The following is a 17,968-nucleotide window of genomic DNA, read 5'->3' as shown; positions in this document are numbered from 1 at the left end:
TTTATCAGGACAAAAAAAAATCTTTAATTACTTCTTACTTTTTTGAAACATTACAGTTTGTTTGGTGAGTATAGTCTTTAAATTTGTTACCGGCTACCGGTAGTTGCGAAATACAACTATAAGTAGCGTGATTACAACTATAAGGAGCGGTATTTTTGAGGCTTCAGAGAATAGGTCAAACTAATTTTGCGGTATCACAAAAGATAGTATTTATGAAAGCTAACAAAATCGGCAACAAGATTGCCAAAGCACGAAAAGAGCAAAACATGTCTCAGGCGCAACTTGCTCAACTTTTATTTATCAGTCCGCAGGCAGTAGGGAAATGGGAACGTGGAGAATCCTTTCCGGATATTGCTACTTTAGACCGACTTGCAGAAATTTTAAACGTAGATCTTAATTATTTTTCAGAAAATCTTCAATCTTCTGAAAGTACGTCAATTTCTAAGGTAATTAATGATACTAACGTACAGGAACAAAAAGGATCTAAAGAAATGGATGCTTTTGACAGACCGGAACGGCCATTGTTGATAAATTTTAGCGGAAGTGCTCTTGCAAAAACAGACTTAGCGGGAGTTAGTCTGGTCAATAGAAAATTTGTTGGAAGTGATTTGCGTGACAGTGACTTTTCGAATGCCGATCTAACCGGCAGTGTATTTAAGGGTAGTGATGTGCGTGAAGCTAATTTTACCGGAACGAATCTGACAGATTGTACTTTTTCTGCACTTGATCTTTCCAATACCAGTTTCATCAAGGCGACTCTTGTGCGCACCGAATTCAGTGCTTCAGAATTAAGCGGAGTAAAGTTTATGGATACAGAGCTGGTTGATGTAAAGCTAACCAGAGCCGATCTTCGAAAAATAACCTTTATAGATTGCATCTTTAATGGGGTTGATTTTAAATATTCAGATTTGTCGGGGCTTTGTCTTGACGGACATATTTTTATGGATGTGAACTTCTCTAATGCGGCATTGAATAAAGTTTCGTTTAAGGGAGCAGTTTTTAGAAATGTTTCGTTCCGTCCGACATTTGCATTGACAAACCGATATTACAAGACACTTCAAACCATCTGTTTTGACGGAGCGGTGATGGACAAATTAACCTATGCAGCACTCAAAGGTGTTGGAGTCGATTTGTCGAAGGTAACAACGATCTAGTTTAAAAATTTTAAAATCCGTAAAGTTCATTGAAGCTTTACGGATTTTGTGTAAATTTCAGTAACTACTTTTCTGTGATTTTAGTCAGCCATTCAAAGTAGATTTTATTGGTTTCTGCGTCAGGGTATTCGTGGGTTTTGTCTTCAATTATTCTTCCGATGACAGGAATTCCATTCGATTTTAGTTTTTGTATTAATTCTTCTGCGACCGATACGGGTAAAGCTCCATCTTTTTTTCCATGATAAACAAATACGGGAGTTTTTGAAAAAGAAACCAGAAATTGATCCTCCAAAAAATTAGGATGTCCTGCACCCAGCCACTCGTTTGCCAAATCAGGATGGCCTGCAAATACGGCTACTCCTTTATAAAGTTCAGGATGCTGATAAAAGGTTCGTAAAGCACCGTAACCACCCATCGAAAATCCGGCAATAACGATTTTATTTTTATCACCTGAAAAATGTAGCAGTACATCTTCAATGGCTTCAATAATATCATTTTGCGAACTTTCAGAATCATAACAATTATACCTATCTCTGGCAAACGGAGCAATCTCAATAAAATTACCGCTGCTTCTGGCCTGGTTCAAGACGGTTTGTTCATCTTGTCCGCTGCCATGAAGAAAAACCAGTAGCGGGTATTTTTTTTCAGGGTTGTAATCTTGAGGTAATTTTAGGGTATAGGGCTGAAATGTAGTATCGTATTTTGATTGGAAGGCTCTTCGATAAGGTTTTACAATTCCTTTGTAAGGATCACTGCCTTTTAAAAAGGAATTCAATTCCGTTTCAAATTGGAGATATTCTTTCAATACATTTTTTCCGTTTTCGTAGGATTTCAAATTGTTGAAATGCTGTTGGACTTCGTTTGTTTTAAACAACAGGGTATTTACAGTACCTTGCTGTAAATGGTATGGATTTCTGGTAATTTGTGAACGAATGCTGTCGAAGTTAAACTTAGGGAAAATGACAAAATCGTATTGTGCAATTGTATCAGAGGCTGAACGAATGAGAAAATTATAATGACCCGATTTTAGATTATGAGAGTCAAAGGAGGCTAATTTATGCTGTAGTTTGTTCTTAAAACTGACCTTTATTTTTTTATCAGGAAATATTTTGGAAGAATCATTTTGGATAGTAACATCAATGGTTTTATTCAGAGCTGTTTTTGCTATTGTTATTAGGTTTAATTGCAGAGGTTCATCAGCCTGAAAATTTCTTTTGGTCGGTTGAGCTGTTATAATGGATTGATTGACCTTTTTAGGTTTTTCAAAAGCGATTGGCATGAAATTCCTTTTCGGAATTTCTTCATCCCAGATTCCTTCATCCTTAACAACCGAGTAGCCATTTGCAGCGTTGTTTGGTATGGCTTTTGCGAAATACAGATTATATCCTAATGGGTTAGAAAACCAGGGATGATAAGGGTATACGTCTTTCCATGCCAATAATACCTCAAAACCGCATTTGCCATTATCGGAGATTTCTTCATATCGGGTTTCACGACTTAATTTTTTACCATGGCTCTGGTTTCGGTTGTAGTCCCAGATTCGTTTTCGGGCCCAGTATTTTTTGTCTTTAGAAGGGGAGAAAGCAATGTCATAGTATTCGTCTGTAAGTGAGTCATTTTGACGTTTTGCCAGAAGTAATTTAAAGCCGTCACCATTGATAAAACCTCTATCGCGATAAGTAATACTATCTGCTTTAGCTTCGATATACAAATAAAGATGTGTTGCGGTATATCCCAACAGATAATTTACTTTAGTGGGCGTGACTGCAGGATTGTCAAACTGAAAAAAATGGTTGAATTCCTTTTTCTGAAGACTTATCAGCTTGTCATCTAGCTTTCCGTCAATAATAGGAGTGAAATCCAGAAAGCGTATCTCTTCAGATTTCGAAGATTGTGCCTGCATCAGTTGAAAAATAAACAGCACTAGACATATTAGCTTTTCTTTTGTTGTCATATCCTGAAGGTATAATTTTGTATTAACGGTACATTTTATGAGGATTTAAGATAGAATAGATTGGTTTGATGTTTGTTAAGGTGTTGAAATAGAATGGTTAAGTTTTTGAAAATGAGCACTATTAAAGGTCAAATATAGTCAAAAGGAAAAAGTCTTCTGTAATTAGAAGCTGGCTTTTTAAAGCAGGAGTATTCTGTTTCCATTTTTAATTTCCCTTCGGAGGTTAAAGCCTCTATTGAGAAATAGTTAAAACTGATTTAATCTGTTCCGTTTTCCAACAATAAAAACTTATTTTTGTGACCATTAATTAATAATACAATCATATTATGTCAGATACAATCGAAAAAATTAAATGCCTTATTATTGGTTCAGGTCCGGCGGGTTACACTGCTGCTATTTATGCTGCCAGAGCAAATATGAATCCGGTTTTATATCAGGGAATGCAGCCAGGGGGTCAATTGACTACAACGAATGAAGTAGAAAATTTCCCGGGTTATGTGGATGGAGTTACCGGACCGGAAATGATGATTCAATTACAAGAACAAGCAAAACGTTTTGGTGCTGATATCCGCGATGGATGGGCTACTAAAGTTGATTTTTCGGGAGACATTCATAAAGTTTGGATTAACGATACGATCGAATTACACTGTGAGACTGTTATTATTTCTACAGGAGCTTCGGCTAAATATTTAGGATTGCCTTCAGAGCAGCATTATTTACAAATGGGTGGAGGAGTTTCTGCTTGTGCTGTTTGTGATGGATTCTTCTACCGTAATCAGGAAGTGGTTATTGTAGGGGCTGGAGATTCAGCTTGTGAAGAAGCACATTACCTTTCTAAACTTTGTAAAAAAGTAACGATGTTGGTAAGAAGTGAGAAATTCAGAGCTTCAAAAATTATGGAAGAGCGCGTTCGTAAAACTGAAAATATCGAAATTTTAATGAACCACGATACCGTTGAAGTTTTAGGGGATGATAATGTGGTACATGCAATAAAAGCAAAAAACAAAACGACTGGTGAAGTTTTCGACATTCCGGCAACCGGATTTTTTGTTGCCATTGGTCACAAACCAAATACAGATATTTTTGCAGATTACATCACACTTGATGAAACCGGTTATATTGTAAATGTTCCGGGAACTTCTAAAACAAATGTAGAAGGTGTTTTCGTAGCCGGAGATGCTGCCGATCACGTATACCGTCAGGCTATTACTGCTGCAGGTACAGGATGTATGGCTGCTTTGGATGCTGAGAGATATCTTGCTGCGAAAGAGTAGTGAGAAGGTTCTAAGGAGCTAAGGTTCTGAGGTTCTAAGTTGCAAAGTTGTAAAGTTGCAGAGGTACAAAGTTACAGAGGTACAAAGTTGCAAAGGTTATCCATAAAAAAAATCCATTCGCGCAGCGAATGGATTTTTTTATAGAAAGAATCTAAGAATCTAAGAATCTAAGAATCTAAGAATCTAAGAATCTAAGAATCTAAGAATCTAAGAATCTAAGAATCTAAGAATCTAAGAATCTAAGAATCTAAGAATCTAAGAATCTAAGAATCTAAGAATCTAAGAATCTAAGAATCTAAGAATCTAAGAATCTACCCCTGTAACGTCGTAAGTGGAGTTTCAAGTCTGAAAGTTTCAAGTTTCAAGTTGTCGGAACTCTTAAAATAGAAAAAGTCCATTCGTTTTTGCGAATGGACTTTTTGTTTTTGTTTATCAGTTCATCAGCCCGATATATTTTAAAAAGTAAAAACTTTGCGTCTTTGCGTCTTTGCGAGATTAGGTTAGGTGTTCATCATCGCTTTATCAATTCCCTTCATTCCAACCTGAAACCTGAAACCTGAAACCTGAAACTTGAAACTTCTTCAAACCACACAAACTCTACCCCTGCAACGGCGTAGTTGCCTTCGCTTTTACAGGACTTGGTTTCTTGATGAGTTTTGCTTCTTCGCTAAAACGGGTAAGTTCGATTTTTGGACTTCCAAACAGTGAGATCTCTGACTTATCGCCGGCTGCGATTGCTAAATTGTTCTCCGCTAAAATAGTAGCGACAGAAGAGCCTTCAGTGGTAACGTTAGCCTCTTTTAAAGTAAATTTTATTCCTGTAAAAACAGCGTTATTGTCTAAACGGATTGTTGCTTTTTCGGCGATACCTTCAATAGCGGCAGTTGTTTTTTGGTACAAATCACATTTGAATTTTATGGCAGAAACTAATGTTTTAATCGAAGCGTTTTTGCTTAGCTGTAAGGAAGCATCTTCTGATTTTAAGTTTAGTTCGGTTTTGGATCTGTCATCTGCAAACAAACTGAATTTTTTAGAATTTACGTTGAGCAGTAATTTAGCATAATCGAAGCTATGAAAAGTGATATCGTCTAATTTAAGTTCCTGAATGGCATAGACTACAGCCTCATTTTTAGCAATTACGGTTTTTAATGAACCGGTATAGATAACATGAACAACCAGTTTTTTGAAGATCGTACTTTCTTTGGCAGTATAGAGACGAAGTACTTTTTCTCTTAAATCCGTTCCAATGATTTCATGCAGATTGTCATCGGCTTCAATTCTAATTTCGTTTTTTTCTCCTCGTTCCAGGTAAACTTCCAGATTGTCATCTGCTTCAATGCCATCAAATTCACCAACTTCTTTTACCGAAGTGGTTACAATTTTAGATCCTTTTATTTTTTCTCTTCGCTGGGCAAAAGTTAAGGTCGTAACCAATAATAATAGAAGAAGGGCCGTATTCTTTTTCATTAATTCTAAGATTTGATTTGGACAAATATAAAAAAATCATCCACTTTCGATGAATGATTTTTTTACATTTAACAGATAAATAAGGTTTATCCCTGGCTAATCGTTCCTCCTGAACTTGAAGTTTTTTCAATTGTTTTTGGAGTGATGTCATAATTGACAGTTCCTCCGCTGCTGGCTGAGGCTTTAAGGCTTACAATTGGATGAACATTTACGTCTCCTCCGCTTGAGGCTTCGGCATGAATTTCATTTGCCAAAAGTTTACGAGCACTAACGCTGCCGCCGCTTGAAGCTGAAGCCTGCATTTTTAATGCTTTTCCTTCCAGGCGGATAGAGCTCCCGCTGTCTGAATCACAAGTAATGTTATCCGATTCGATATTCACATCTACAGTTGAAGCACTTGAAGCTTCAATATTAATATCCTGACCCTGAATTAGGCCTTTACTCATAATAGATGCGGCGCTCCAGGCTGCTAATTTATCGATAACAGGCATTTTTACGGTTACCCTTTTTGTGGCAATATCCTGAAAACTATTGTATTTGCATTTGATGTATAGCGTTCCATTTTCCACTTTTGTTGTGATTTCCTGTTGTATGTTATCGTCAGCTTCAACAACAACTTCCGTAGAATCAGATTGGATAATAACAAGATCTATCGCATTGCTAACCGACACTTTTGTAAAATTACCGGATAGGGTTCTTTTTTCAGTAGTAACATTTCCGCTTCCTTTAATAGTATTCACATTAAGGTTACAAGAGGCAAACAATAATGCAGTAACTGCTGCAATAATGAATTTTGTAATATGAATGATTATTTTTATCATGGCCTAGTTAATTTTGATTACAACTCCGTTTTCATCAGTGGTTAATTTTCCTTTGGTTTTCTTTGCGTTTAAAATTTCTTTTCCGTTTACTTCGATGGAAACTCCATTTACGGTATCGTTTTCTATGAAACTTTTTTCGGTCGTATCATCATATTCGTCTCCATACTCATTTTCTTCGGCAGGGCAGTCAAGGCATTTGATTTTTGAACCTTGCACTTTGTAATTGTAGTTACCGCTAAAGTGTAAGTTGAAAAAATCATTGTCAGAATCGTCATAATCTTGTACAGATGAATCCGGCTTGAATAATTGCCCTTCAGGTAAGTATAAATATACATCTACTTCCTGTCCTCTGAATTTGTTTTTTACATCTGTAAGAAAATAATTATCCAAAATTAAGCGATTTCCGTTAAGCTCAAACTTGTAGTTGATTTTTTCTGCTCTTTGTTTGGCATTGATAAACGAGTTTCCTCTGGCTGTTTTTTCAATTTGAATGTAAGGAGCAGCTTCATCTGTAGGTAAAACATGCAAGCGAACATCGTTAGAATAGATTAACTGATTGTTGGCAGAGTCTTGTACAAATTCAAAATCGCTACGGTGGTCCAGATCTTTCGCATAGTAATCATTGTATCTGAATTTTACGAAAAGAGTATCTTTTGGAGTAATGTTGATTGATTTTTTCTCGACCATCTTGTTGTCGTATGAAAGTTCTGTCGCTTGTTTGATTCCAATGCTGATCGCGATAGCAACTGCAATAATCCAAATGGCTAACAAGGTATATTTGGTAATGTTTCCAATGGACTTCAGGTTTGGAGATAACAATTTGAAACCTAAAAGTGTCAAAAAGAAAAAGGGAATTCCAACAGCAAAAAACATTAATAAACCAAATGACCAAAGCGGATAATCTGTAAAGTTTCCGGCATCTACAAAGTTTTGCCATGGAAAATCAACAAAAACATTAGTTCCTAAAGTAAAAACTCCAATCAATAACATAATCAAAGTACTGATTCCGGATATGATTAAAATGACACCTAAGAATTTAGCGAATATTTTAAAAACCGTCATGATAAAGTCTCCAAATGAACTACTTATTCTCTCAGCTCCCGACTTTACCTGGTTTCCCATTGCGTCATAATCTGCATTTTTAAATTTATCAGATAAGTTTTCAATTTCTTCACGAACTTTTTTCTCAATGTTCGAGATCGTTACCGGTTCACCTGTCATTTCCAGTTTCTCCGAAGTCGTAATTGCTTCAGGAGTTACGATCCAAAGAACGAAATAAGCTAAGATTCCGGTTCCAAAACCTGCGAAAACAAATATTAAGAAAATAATTTTGATCCAAACAGCGTCAATTCCAAAATAATGCCCTAAACCGGTTGCTACACCACCAATCATTCCTTTTTCTTTGTCACGGTATAATTTTTTGTGTTTTCTTGTTCCGTAATCATTAAAAGACTGACCTGTTTTTTCTTCATCTTCCAGAATATAGTCTTCAGGCTGCCCCATAACGGTAATCACCTCATCAACATCTTTCAGTCCTACAACATGTTTATCGCTTTTTTGTTTCTCAATTAATAATTCTGAGATACGCATTTCGATATCTTTGATGATTTCATCCTGTCCGGACGAGTTGGTAAGAGATCGTTTTATGGCATCAAAATAGCGTGTCAGTTTTAGATATGCATCTTCATCGATGTGAAAAACCATACCGCCTAAGTTAATATTTACTGTTTTGTTCATGACTTATTGATTTTGATTGGTGATTAGTTTTACGGCGTCAGACAATTCTGTCCAGGTACCGCTAAGTTCGTTTAAAAATGTTTGTCCTATTTCGGTTAATCCATAATATTTCCTTGGTGGTCCAGACGTAGATTCTTCCCATCGATAATTAAGCAAACCGTCGTTTTTCAGCCTAGTCAAAAGTGGATAAACTGTTCCCTCAACAACTAGTAATTTTGCGTTTTTTAAAGTGTCTAATATTTCTGATGTGTAAGCATCTTTTTCTTTTAATACAGATAGGATGCAAAACTCAAGAACACCTTTGCGCATCTGTGCTTTTGTGTTTTCAATGTTCATAATTTCATTTTGTTTTTTTTGATTGAACAATTCGTTTTTTGATTGATGATGATTGATTGATGATTGAGATGCCGGTTTGCCCTTCCGGCTCGGGTGATTGATGATTGATTTTTTTAAGGAGCTGTTTCCTGCTATCCGTTTCAATCTTTTGTGCCGAACCCCGGCACAAAAGGATTTCCGCTTCTATCAGGGCTAGATCCTTTTAACCTATAACTTTTAACTTTAAAATTTATTTAATAAAAGGAATCGTAATTGGATACTTGTATAGTTCTCCGTTTGATGCTTTTATCGAAGCGTAAATCACTAAAAAGAATTCAACAAATTTTAACAATCCAAAAAGCACTACTGCTGTGGCTCCAATAGTCAGCAAACCAATGTTACCCTCGAAGTTGAAATTGCGAATAACATAATTGTCATCATACATTAAAGCTTCGATCGGAATGTTTTGCAAGACTACAGTGATGAAAATCGGGATTGCAATTAAGGCCAAAACCAGAGTGTAAAGCAAAAGACTTAGTTGAAAATTTAAAGTCTGTTTTCCGTGATGGTTTACAAATTCTGATTTGTCTTTGTAACTCGTCCAGATTAATATCGGGAAAATGTAATTCCCAAATGGAATGATGTACTGACTTAAAGTGCTTAAGTGTGTGAACGTTGCAGTGTTCTTTTCTGATGAAGTTTCCATGATGAGTGGTGTTGTTGTTTCCATGATTAAAAGTATATAGTAATTTCTTATGCAAATATATATCTAAAAGACAGTATCTTGTTTTGCATAGTACCAAATATTAACAAAATATTAACAAGTTTAAAATTGGTTGAATGCCTATAAAACGCTGAAAATCATTCGGAGTGCCCGAGTTTATTGGTAGTCCTTGAAAGTATTTTAAATTTATTGTGCGCGCATAGTTTTTTTGTATTTTTACATAAAAAAATAAATACCATGGCATTATCCGTTTCCAAACTCAATAAATTTGTATTATTCAAACTGCCGTCGGCCTACATTTGTGGTGTGCGTGTAAAGGCAATCGACAAAGACAGATGTGTCGTAAGTGTTAAGCACCGATGGATCAATCAAAATCCGTTCAATTCGATGTATTTTGCCGTTCAGGCAATGGCAGCAGAGTTAACTACCGGAGCATTGGTAATCTCTCAGATTCAACAAAGCGGGAAAAAGATTTCGATGTTAGTTGCAAACAATAAAGGGAACTTTACCAAAAAGGCGACAGGAAGGATAACATTTGTTTGTAATGACGGACACTTAATCGCCGATGCAATAAAAGAGACCATCAAAACCGGTGAAGGACAAACCTTCTGGATGAAATCAATTGGAACAGATGAAAGTGGTACTCAGGTTTCAGAAATGGACTTTGAGTGGAGCGTTCGTGTTAAATAGTTTTTTAGCCAAATTCCGCCAAAGGGAACGCACGAAGTGATTTCGCAAATTATTTTTTGCAAATGTTCAGATATCTGGGAGGAGCAATGATGGCCTTTGATGAAATTTAGAGCTTGGTCAAGGGAATAGAGACAGACATTTGGTCATGAATTAGTATGCAATTTAAAGTCAAATGATGAATGTCGAATGTGGTTTGTGACAATTGCTTTACGCGTTCCCTTTGGTTGGGGCATATTTTTACACAGAGATTTAACGGATTTCGCAGATTTTTTTCTGTTATCGTTGATCTTAATCGAAATGTTAAGGAACAAAAAAAGAGGCTAATGACAGCCTCTTTTTTGTTGAAATTAAGTTTCGTTTATTTTTTAGCGCAACAAGATTTCTTATCTGTTTTTGCAGTATCTGTCTTTGCAGTGTCTGTTTTCGCATTATCCATTTTTTTACAGCAGGATTCTTTTTTAGCTTTTTCTTTTTTTGGAGCTGGTTTAGTGTCTTGAGCCTGAACACCAATTGTAAATAAAGCAACAGCTAAAACGGCAAATAAGTTTTTCATTTTTGTTTAATTTAAGGTTTTACGATTTTGTTTTTTAATTGAAGATAGAAATTCAAATATAGAAAGACTTTCTAAAGTTAACTCTTACGGTTTAGTTAATGTTTTTGTAATAATTCATTTTAAAACAGGGCATAAAGAGAAGGTTATTATAGCGCTTTAATGTTATAAATTTGGATAAAAGTACATACGCTGATCTGTTTAATAATTCAGATTTACTCCAAAACCAACTCCCATATCACTGTCATAATGCGTTGTGATTCCAAAGTTGCGTCCGACGATGTATTTCAAACCGGCCATATACTCCTTATCTGTATTCCACATCAAATTCATGCGCAGACGTTTGGCAAGGGGAATGTCTTTTCGTTCAAACTGAATTCGGACATTTCCATCAGTAAAAACCTCAACTTGTGCTTTTACCAGCATAGGCAAGGTATACTCAATACCGGCGCTTAGAACCGAACGATGGTCTTTGGTATTCTTTTGTCCGAACATATTTTGTTCTTGTTCGTCAATTCCCATTTTTCTGTAACGCCAGTCAAAACCGATGAAAGGCATAAACCATTGCATTTTGCCTATGTAACGGCCAATATGAGTCTCTGTTTCGAAACCGTTTTTGTTGTTATAGCCTAATCTCCATTCGGTACCAATACTCCAACGCGTACTGCTTAAAAGAGCTTCTCCGTCATTTCCGTTAGAGGCAAAGTCATTTTCGGCTCTAAAATGAAACATACGATCGTCCATCTTCAGCATTTTATCGGCCATTTTTTTATCGTGAATTAGTGGATTGGGTGCCTGATTCTCGTAAGTAAAAATACGTCCCATTCCGGCCATCATGTGGTACAGGATATGACAATGAAAAAACCAGTCTCCTTCGGTATTGGCCTGAAATTCGATGGTATCGGTTTCCATCGGCATAATATCAATCACATTTTTTAACGGAGAGTAATCACCATGTTCGTTCAAAATTCTAAAATCATGTCCGTGTAAATGCATAGGGTGACGCATCATTGATCCGTTGTACAATACGATTCGGACGTTTTCGCCTTTTTTGATCAGGATTTTATCGGTTTCAGAAATAACTTTATTGTCTAAACTCCAAACATAACGGTTCATATTTCCGGACAACTCAAAGCGTAGTTCTTTTACCGGTGCATCTTTAGGCAGCGTTGTTATGGTTGGTGATTTTAGCATTCCGTAATTCAGAGTCGTAATTCCGGCAACTTCAGTTGTGTCTGTAGCCATGTTCATGCCTTCCATGTTGTGATTGGAGTGATCTTCCATTTTCATAGGCTCGCCACCTCCGGTAATCTCAGGATACATAACAGCATTCATATCCATTTTGTTCAGCGACATTTGCATGCCCATATCGTTCATGTCACCGTTCATCTTCATCATATCATTCATCATTTTCATTCCTTCGAAATATTTTAATTTCGGAAGATGGTTGACAGACTGTTTTGTTCCTGCTCCTAAAAATAATGAAGCAGATCCGGTTCTGTCTTCGGCTGTAGCCAGGAATGCAAAGGATTTTTTATCTTCAGGAATAGTAACTATCACATCATAGGTTTCTGAAACTGAGATAATCAAACGGTCAACTTCTACGGGCTCAACATCATTTCCGTCACTCGCCACAACAGTTATTTTTCCACCGCCGTAGGTCAGCCAGAAATAACTCGAAGCGCCTCCGTTTGCAATTCTCAGTCTTACTTTATCGCCCGCTTTAAATTGTGAAAGCTGCTGTTCGTTTTTACCGTTGATCAGAAACTTTTCGTAATAAATATCACTAACGTCCATGGCATTCATACGTTTCCATTCGTTGGTTACCTTTGTTGCAAAGTGACCTTGTTTAATGGCTTCGGCATAACTTTGTGTCGTTCCTTTTTTTATGGCGAACCAATCGTCGGCATTGTGCAGCATTCGCTGTACATTTTCCGGTTTCAGATCCGTCCATTCGCTTAGAATAACGGGAATTGTCGGTAAATCATCGATTCCTTTTCTAATGGTCGGATCGTCTTTCTTTTTATTGATGATAAAAAGACCATACAAACCAATTTGTTCCTGTAACCCGGAGTGGCTGTGGTACCAATACGTTCCATTTTGAATAATAGGAAAACTGTATTTGTGCGTTGTTCCCGGTTTTATGGGCATCTGGGTCAAATAAGGAACACCGTCTTCCTTATTCGGAAGGAATAATCCGTGCCAGTGCAATGCAGTGTTTTCTTTTTTTAAGTCGTTGTGTACGTAAATTTCTGCGATATCTCCTTCAGTGAAAGTCAGAGTTGGCATCGGAATTTGTCCGTTGACTGTAAGAGCTCTTTTTTCTTTTCCGGAAAAATTCACAATAGTGTCCCGAACATGCAGATCGTAACGAACCACTTTTTGCGCTTTTGTACTAAAAGTGATTAAAAAGAGGAGTATAATAGTCTGTAGTTTCATATTGATTTTTTTAAGGTTTGGATTTCGTAATCGTAAAGTGTTTACCATTACTAAAACCGAACTTGATTTTTACCTGCGTTATTTGGGTACTTTCGATCTCCATTTTGGTTCAGGTTCCCATTGCTGTAATTTTTTCCTTAGGCTGTAAATGTCATTTTTTCAATGTTTTAAGTATTACAATGCAAATTTCCGAAGTAAAGATTACTTGAGGGTTGTACAATTTTGAGAATGATTTGTAAGATTTCAAAAAGCATCCAGTCACAAAGCTCACAAGGGCTTATGTAAAAGACGTAATCATTTATAGGAACCGCAATTTTTTTGTCACGCAGATCTTAAAAGATTTTGAGCAGATTTTGCAGATTATCTATGAGCAAATTTTTAAAATTTAAATCTGCTCAATCTGTGGAATCTGCGAGAAACAAAATCTCTCAAATTCTTTTAGTTACAGGTCAGAATAAATGAGAAAGGGTTGCAAATTCTCAATCTCAACGCGTTTTTTTGTCCTTCAATTGTTTAAAACCGGTAGGAGTAAAGCCTGTGATTTTTTTAAATTGATTGCTCAAATGTGCTACATTACTATAGTTTAGAGCATCCGCAATCTGACTTAACGACAGTTCATTATAAAGGAGCAGCTCCTTTACTTTTTCTATTTTTTGGCTGATAAAGTATTTTTCAATAGTTGTGTTTTCAATTTCTGAGAATAAATTGCTTAGCGTGCTGTAATCCTGGCTGAGGTTTTTAATTAAGTGATCAGACAAGTTGACTTTGTGGTCGTTGTTTTTAGAATGAATCAGGTCAGCGATGAGCTTTTTTATGCGCTCAACTGTCTTGCTTTTTTTGTCATCAATAAAATCAAAGCCCAGTGTCTGTAAACTTTTCAGCAGCACTTCCCTTTGACTTTCAGAAATAGAGTCCTGTAGTTTGACTTCACCTAATGCAACAGAAATTGGATGGAGTCCAAGTTTTTTAAACTCAGACTCCACAACCATTATACATCGTCTGCACACCATGTTTTTGATGCAGAGTGTCATATTTACTTGATCGTTTCTACCACACTTCCGCAAGTTAACATTGACGAACCGTAATAAGGATTTTTAATCGTCTTTTCTTTGCTCAGCCAGTCGGCATCCACCATCGGGCAGTGTTGTTTGTATACCGCCTGATCTGATTTTGACACTTTAATAAGTTCGTAAGTGTTTTTGGAGAGCGATTTGAAAGTTTCGCGCTGTTTTTTAAGATCTGTGGTAGTCGAAATACTTTTAGCGTCAGCCGTTATTTTTTTCATGACTTTCATCCAGGCGTTGTGTTCTTCACCCTTCAATTGGTTCATTTTTATAGCTGTGATGGCATCCAGTAAATCTTTGGCTTTTGCCGAAGTGAGTTTGGCATCGCTTTTAATTAAGGCATCTTTTACCGTAAAATAAGCATCATAAACGGTTTGTAACTGACTTGAATCGGCAACTTCTATTGTTGTAGTTTCTCTTTTTATGGAAGTGGCCAAAATAATATTAGCAGAAAAAGCGACTAAGATTACTATTACTATGGTTAAAATTGATTTTTTCATTGTATCTGATTTTATTAGAGCGTTAAATTCCCTCTAAGTTAAATAATTTAAGATTGATTATTACTAATTATAGTCTCATAAATAATCTGATAAACAGTGTGTTGCTTTTTTTATGAGAGATAAAAGCTTCGTTACAAAGCGTAACTTTGGCTGTCAGAGATACAATTATTTTATTTTTGGGGGTGACCAAATAGAAGTAAAACCAGCAGAAATACTGATGTTTTTGTAGTAAGGTATTGTTTTCTCTGAAGAGAAATTGAACAGATTTTTTTCAAATTCAAATTCATTCTTTGTCATTAAGCTGAATTGAAGTCCAGATGGGGTACAGCCCGAATGATCACATTTTCGGTTGCAGCCGTGCTCATCATTTTTTGAGCCGTTATCTTTTTTGCAACAGTTTTTTTGAGAAATATCAGCCGTCTCGTGTTTTGAAACCGCTTTCTTTTCGCAGGAACTTTTCGCGTTCGTTTTTCCGCAGGCATAACCTTCACTTGGCATCAGTAAGAAGCCAAAGGTCATGATTAGAAACACTATGTAAATTTTTCCTGTCAACGAAAATGTTTTAGAATTACAAATTTAGGTATTTTTTTTTACTCTTTAGTTTTTTGAAATTCAATACTCACAGTTTTTTATAATCCGTAGGTTTCATGTTTTTCCTTTTTTTAAAGTAATTGGAAAGGTGGCTTTCATCGGTAAAACCAAATTCATGAGCAATTTGTTTAATGGGCAGCTGATTGTTGTGAATTCGCTTTTCGATTAAAGTAGTTCTCAGATTGTGAATGTACTCACGATAGCTTATGGCAAAAGTTCTTTTAAAGTAAGCGCTGAAATAAGTTTGGGCAATATTAAAGTGATCTGCAATAACTTTAATCTGGACCAATTTGGGGTTGTAAATGTTTTGATGAATATAGGTTGCGATTTGTTCGTTGTCAATAGGAGTTGATTTCAGTTGCAGATTCATGCAGCGGATGGTCTCTTTAATCAATCCAAAAATGGAAAGGATCTGATAAAAAACTATTGGCGAGCTCGAAACATCCGTCTTACAATTGTAGGCAGTAATGTTTTCGATCGTATTTTTTAAAATGGTTTTACAAGGATCGTCTAGTTTTAAAATGGTCTCCTTCAGTAACTTGTTCCGCATAAAATCCTCCGGAGTGTTCAGCAGTAAATCATCACAAAAAAGATTCCTGTTCGAATCAAAATAGTTATCAGTAAACTTGATGTAAACAAAACGCGTTCTTTTTTTAATATCGAAGTAATGCTCGTCTTCCGGAGAAATCACAAAGAGATCACCAGATTTATAAGGCAATAAGTTGTGGTTAAGATGATGAATTCCGTTGCCTTTTTTGATGTAAATAATCTCATAATAGGTATGAGTGTGCGGAACATGGGGAAATACGTCATCTTCGAACTCATGAATGACAAGCTTTTCAAACTGATTGAATTTAGGCATAACTTAAATTTACAAGTTTATGTCGTAAATGTACAATTTATTTTCCGCTTAACGGTGTTAAATTTGCAACATAGAAATTCTATTCCTTTCTATTACAAACAAATGAAAAAAAGTCTTATTGCACTCTCATTAGGAGGTTTGACTATCGGAATTACCGAATTTGTCATGATGGGTTTGCTGCCTGATATTGCTTCAGATATGAAAGTTTCGATTCCGGTTGCCGGATATTTAATCTCTGCTTACGCACTTGGTGTTGTCATTGGTGCGCCTTTATTAGTTATTCTGGGAAGAAATTTTGCACCCAAAAAAATGCTTTTAATTTTGGCTTTGATGCTGACGGTATTTAATGCTCTTTCGATTATTTCCCCTGATTACAATTTTCTATTCGCTTCAAGATTTCTTTCGGGATTACCGCACGGAGCCTTTTTTGGAGTCGGTGCTGTGGTAGCGAGCCGTTTGGCCGATAAGGGTAAAGAAGCTCAGGCGATCGCTATTATGTTTTCGGGTTTAACACTGGCGAATTTAATAGGTGTGCCTATTGGCACCTATATTGGACATAACTTTATCTGGCGTTATACTTTTGTTTTAATTGCCGCTGTAGGTTTACTAACGTTTTTATTTATTTCGTTATGGATGCCAAATCTGGAAAAGAGCGGAATGGTCAATATGAAAACCCAGTTATTGTTCTTTAAGAAAACAGAAGCTTGGCTAATTATTGGAATTACAGCCATTGGATTCGGAGGTCTTTTTGCATGGATTAGTTATATCGCACCTCTAATGACAAATGTTTCTAAGTTTGCGCCCGAGGATGTGTCTTATATTTTGATTTTGGCTGGTTTAGGAATGCTGGTAGGCAATTTTGCCGGAGGTAAACTGGCTGATAAATATTCTCCGGCACCTACTGTACTGGCGCTGCTTTTTGTTATGGCGATTGATTTAATTATGGTGTACTTTTTCTCCTTCAATCAATATGTATCTTTATTTCTGACTTTTTTAACGGGTGCTGTTTCTTTTTCGGTGATTGCTCCAATTCAGATGTTAATGATTAAAACGGCTAAAGATGCTGAGATGATTGCTTCGGCAGCGCTGCAGGGTAGTTTTAATATCGGAAATGCGTTGGGAGCCTTTTTGGGAGGTTTGCCATTGTCTGCTGGGTACAGTTATGCTTCGCCAAATTTAATCGGTTTGGTTATGGCGTTAAGCGGAATGGTAATTACTTTTGCTTTAATGCAGAAACATAAAGGGAATTTGCAGTTGCAAAAAGCGTAAAGATTTTGTTGTAATCTTTGAGAGCTATTGTTGTTAGTTAGATTTAAACGATGCGAGAGAAGCGTAAGCGGTAAAAAGTTAGCTAACGTTAAGGTTTGCAAATTATATTAAAAAAGAGTCTTTGAACTTATCGGGTTCAAAGACTCTTTTTTTGTTTTTTGATTCCTCCCAAGCAGGGTTGTAGTATGTTGTTTTTCTTTTTAGTAAGAATATGGTGTCTTTACAGTGGTAGCTTGACTTCGTATGCGATAATTTTTGTGACAGGAATACTGTTTTTTGTTATTTTTTTTGAAAAAACAGCCATTAAAAACAGCTCAAAAAAGAAGTTGACAATATCGCAATGAGTTCCCTTGTAATCGATTGTTTTTTTTTGTAAAACCACCGCAATCCGCTAAAAAAATAAAAATATATTTACTATTTATATCGGACTTAAATTGCATTTGTGATATAAAAAGGCGGTTTTATTTTTGGTATGTCATTTATTTTGGGAAATTTTTATGACTTTTAATTTTTTATCTCAAAAAAATATTTAAGTTTGTGTAATCGATTACAACTTT

The 17,968-nt window shown here is 36.1% G+C and carries 16 protein-coding genes; 4 read left to right on the top strand and 12 right to left on the bottom strand.

What is annotated here, in order from left to right:
- The first annotated feature begins 212 nt into the window (after nt 1–212).
- Nucleotides 213–1,154 (top strand): pentapeptide repeat-containing protein, encoded by a 942-nt coding sequence (locus M4I44_RS00845; protein ID WP_249966258.1) that lies wholly within the window; start codon nt 213–215, stop codon nt 1,152–1,154.
- Nucleotides 1,155–1,218: 64 nt separating this feature from the next.
- Here the strand turns inward: M4I44_RS00845 and M4I44_RS00840 are convergent, their stop codons facing one another.
- Nucleotides 1,219–3,108 carry a prolyl oligopeptidase family serine peptidase gene (locus M4I44_RS00840; protein WP_249966257.1) on the bottom strand — a complete coding sequence of 630 codons (1,890 nt, stop codon included), beginning with the start codon at nt 3,106–3,108 and terminating at the stop codon, nt 1,219–1,221.
- A 326-nt stretch (nt 3,109–3,434) separates the two neighbouring features.
- Between M4I44_RS00840 and trxB the strand changes: the two genes are divergently transcribed.
- Nucleotides 3,435–4,382, top strand: a complete 948-nt coding sequence (gene trxB / locus M4I44_RS00835) for a thioredoxin-disulfide reductase (RefSeq protein WP_249966256.1) — start codon at nt 3,435–3,437, stop codon at nt 4,380–4,382.
- 597 nt (nt 4,383–4,979) lie between these two features.
- Here trxB and M4I44_RS00830 read toward each other — a convergent pair.
- From M4I44_RS00830 to M4I44_RS00810, 5 genes are all read right to left on the bottom strand, one after another.
- Complete coding sequence (locus M4I44_RS00830; protein ID WP_017498069.1) at nt 4,980–5,849, bottom strand: GIN domain-containing protein; 870 nt, start codon at nt 5,847–5,849, stop codon at nt 4,980–4,982.
- Nucleotides 5,850–5,935: 86 nt separating this feature from the next.
- Nucleotides 5,936–6,670: a head GIN domain-containing protein gene (locus M4I44_RS00825; protein ID WP_249966255.1), complete on the bottom strand. Its 735-nt coding sequence runs from the start codon at nt 6,668–6,670 to the stop codon at nt 5,936–5,938.
- Nucleotides 6,671–6,673: 3 nt separating this feature from the next.
- Nucleotides 6,674–8,407 carry a PspC domain-containing protein gene (locus M4I44_RS00820; RefSeq protein WP_249966254.1) on the bottom strand — a complete coding sequence of 578 codons (1,734 nt, stop codon included), beginning with the start codon at nt 8,405–8,407 and terminating at the stop codon, nt 6,674–6,676.
- 3 nt (nt 8,408–8,410) lie between these two features.
- Nucleotides 8,411–8,743: a PadR family transcriptional regulator gene (locus tag M4I44_RS00815; protein ID WP_017498072.1), complete on the bottom strand. Its 333-nt coding sequence runs from the start codon at nt 8,741–8,743 to the stop codon at nt 8,411–8,413.
- Nucleotides 8,744–8,972: 229 nt separating this feature from the next.
- Nucleotides 8,973–9,452, bottom strand: a complete 480-nt coding sequence (locus M4I44_RS00810) for a DUF4870 domain-containing protein (RefSeq protein WP_083342557.1) — start codon at nt 9,450–9,452, stop codon at nt 8,973–8,975.
- Between the two features lie 231 nt (nt 9,453–9,683).
- Between M4I44_RS00810 and M4I44_RS00805 the strand changes: the two genes are divergently transcribed.
- Nucleotides 9,684–10,136: a DUF4442 domain-containing protein gene (locus M4I44_RS00805; protein ID WP_017498074.1), complete on the top strand. Its 453-nt coding sequence runs from the start codon at nt 9,684–9,686 to the stop codon at nt 10,134–10,136.
- A gap of 358 nt (nt 10,137–10,494) precedes the next feature.
- On the opposite strand, the gene M4I44_RS00800 is transcribed toward M4I44_RS00805, so the two are convergent.
- From M4I44_RS00800 to M4I44_RS00775, 6 genes are all read right to left on the bottom strand, one after another.
- Entirely contained in the window at nt 10,495–10,689 is a 195-nt protein-coding gene (locus tag M4I44_RS00800; RefSeq protein ID WP_070907754.1) for a hypothetical protein, read from the bottom strand.
- A gap of 198 nt (nt 10,690–10,887) precedes the next feature.
- The gene (locus M4I44_RS00795; RefSeq protein ID WP_249966253.1) at nt 10,888–13,125 is read right to left on the bottom strand and encodes a multicopper oxidase family protein; all 2,238 of its coding nucleotides are present in this window, start codon (nt 13,123–13,125) and stop codon (nt 10,888–10,890) included.
- Between the two features lie 485 nt (nt 13,126–13,610).
- Nucleotides 13,611–14,156, bottom strand: a complete 546-nt coding sequence (locus M4I44_RS00790; protein ID WP_249966252.1) for an AraC family transcriptional regulator — start codon at nt 14,154–14,156, stop codon at nt 13,611–13,613.
- 2 nt (nt 14,157–14,158) lie between these two features.
- Complete coding sequence (locus M4I44_RS00785) at nt 14,159–14,689, bottom strand: DUF3347 domain-containing protein (RefSeq protein WP_249966251.1); 531 nt, start codon at nt 14,687–14,689, stop codon at nt 14,159–14,161.
- A gap of 165 nt (nt 14,690–14,854) precedes the next feature.
- A complete protein-coding gene (locus M4I44_RS00780; RefSeq protein ID WP_249966250.1) occupies nt 14,855–15,241 on the bottom strand; it encodes a hypothetical protein in 387 nt (128 codons plus the stop codon).
- Between the two features lie 67 nt (nt 15,242–15,308).
- The gene (locus M4I44_RS00775) at nt 15,309–16,142 is read right to left on the bottom strand and encodes an AraC family transcriptional regulator (protein WP_070907749.1); all 834 of its coding nucleotides are present in this window, start codon (nt 16,140–16,142) and stop codon (nt 15,309–15,311) included.
- 102 nt (nt 16,143–16,244) lie between these two features.
- On the opposite strand from M4I44_RS00775, the gene M4I44_RS00770 reads away from it, so the two are divergent.
- Complete coding sequence (locus M4I44_RS00770; RefSeq protein WP_249966249.1) at nt 16,245–17,411, top strand: MFS transporter; 1,167 nt, start codon at nt 16,245–16,247, stop codon at nt 17,409–17,411.
- The last annotated feature ends 557 nt before the right edge of the window (nt 17,412–17,968 follow it).

Source organism: Flavobacterium sp. B183 (assembly GCF_023539155.1).
Taxonomy (GTDB): domain Bacteria; phylum Bacteroidota; class Bacteroidia; order Flavobacteriales; family Flavobacteriaceae; genus Flavobacterium; species Flavobacterium tructae.
Note: the sequence above shows the minus strand (reverse complement) of the source record. Positions and strands in the feature narration are given on the sequence as shown.

Bases quoted from the DNA above. Each gene is read 5' to 3' on its own strand.
- M4I44_RS00830 (WP_017498069.1), bottom strand. From the start codon at position 5,849: ATGAAAAAGAATACGGCCCTTCTTCTATTATTATTGGTTACGACCTTA.
- M4I44_RS00770 (WP_249966249.1), top strand. From the start codon at position 16,245: ATGAAAAAAAGTCTTATTGCACTCTCATTAGGAGGTTTGACTATCGGA.
- M4I44_RS00790 (WP_249966252.1), bottom strand. From the start codon at position 14,156: ATGACACTCTGCATCAAAAACATGGTGTGCAGACGATGTATAATGGTT.
- trxB (WP_249966256.1), top strand. From the start codon at position 3,435: ATGTCAGATACAATCGAAAAAATTAAATGCCTTATTATTGGTTCAGGT.
- M4I44_RS00845 (WP_249966258.1), top strand. From the start codon at position 213: ATGAAAGCTAACAAAATCGGCAACAAGATTGCCAAAGCACGAAAAGAG.
- M4I44_RS00820 (WP_249966254.1), bottom strand. From the start codon at position 8,407: ATGAACAAAACAGTAAATATTAACTTAGGCGGTATGGTTTTTCACATC.
- M4I44_RS00825 (WP_249966255.1), bottom strand. From the start codon at position 6,670: ATGATAAAAATAATCATTCATATTACAAAATTCATTATTGCAGCAGTT.
- M4I44_RS00785 (WP_249966251.1), bottom strand. From the start codon at position 14,689: ATGAAAAAATCAATTTTAACCATAGTAATAGTAATCTTAGTCGCTTTT.
- M4I44_RS00810 (WP_083342557.1), bottom strand. From the start codon at position 9,452: ATGGAAACAACAACACCACTCATCATGGAAACTTCATCAGAAAAGAAC.
- M4I44_RS00840 (WP_249966257.1), bottom strand. From the start codon at position 3,108: ATGACAACAAAAGAAAAGCTAATATGTCTAGTGCTGTTTATTTTTCAA.
- M4I44_RS00805 (WP_017498074.1), top strand. From the start codon at position 9,684: ATGGCATTATCCGTTTCCAAACTCAATAAATTTGTATTATTCAAACTG.
- M4I44_RS00815 (WP_017498072.1), bottom strand. From the start codon at position 8,743: ATGAACATTGAAAACACAAAAGCACAGATGCGCAAAGGTGTTCTTGAG.
- M4I44_RS00800 (WP_070907754.1), bottom strand. From the start codon at position 10,689: ATGAAAAACTTATTTGCCGTTTTAGCTGTTGCTTTATTTACAATTGGT.
- M4I44_RS00775 (WP_070907749.1), bottom strand. From the start codon at position 16,142: ATGCCTAAATTCAATCAGTTTGAAAAGCTTGTCATTCATGAGTTCGAA.
- M4I44_RS00795 (WP_249966253.1), bottom strand. From the start codon at position 13,125: ATGAAACTACAGACTATTATACTCCTCTTTTTAATCACTTTTAGTACA.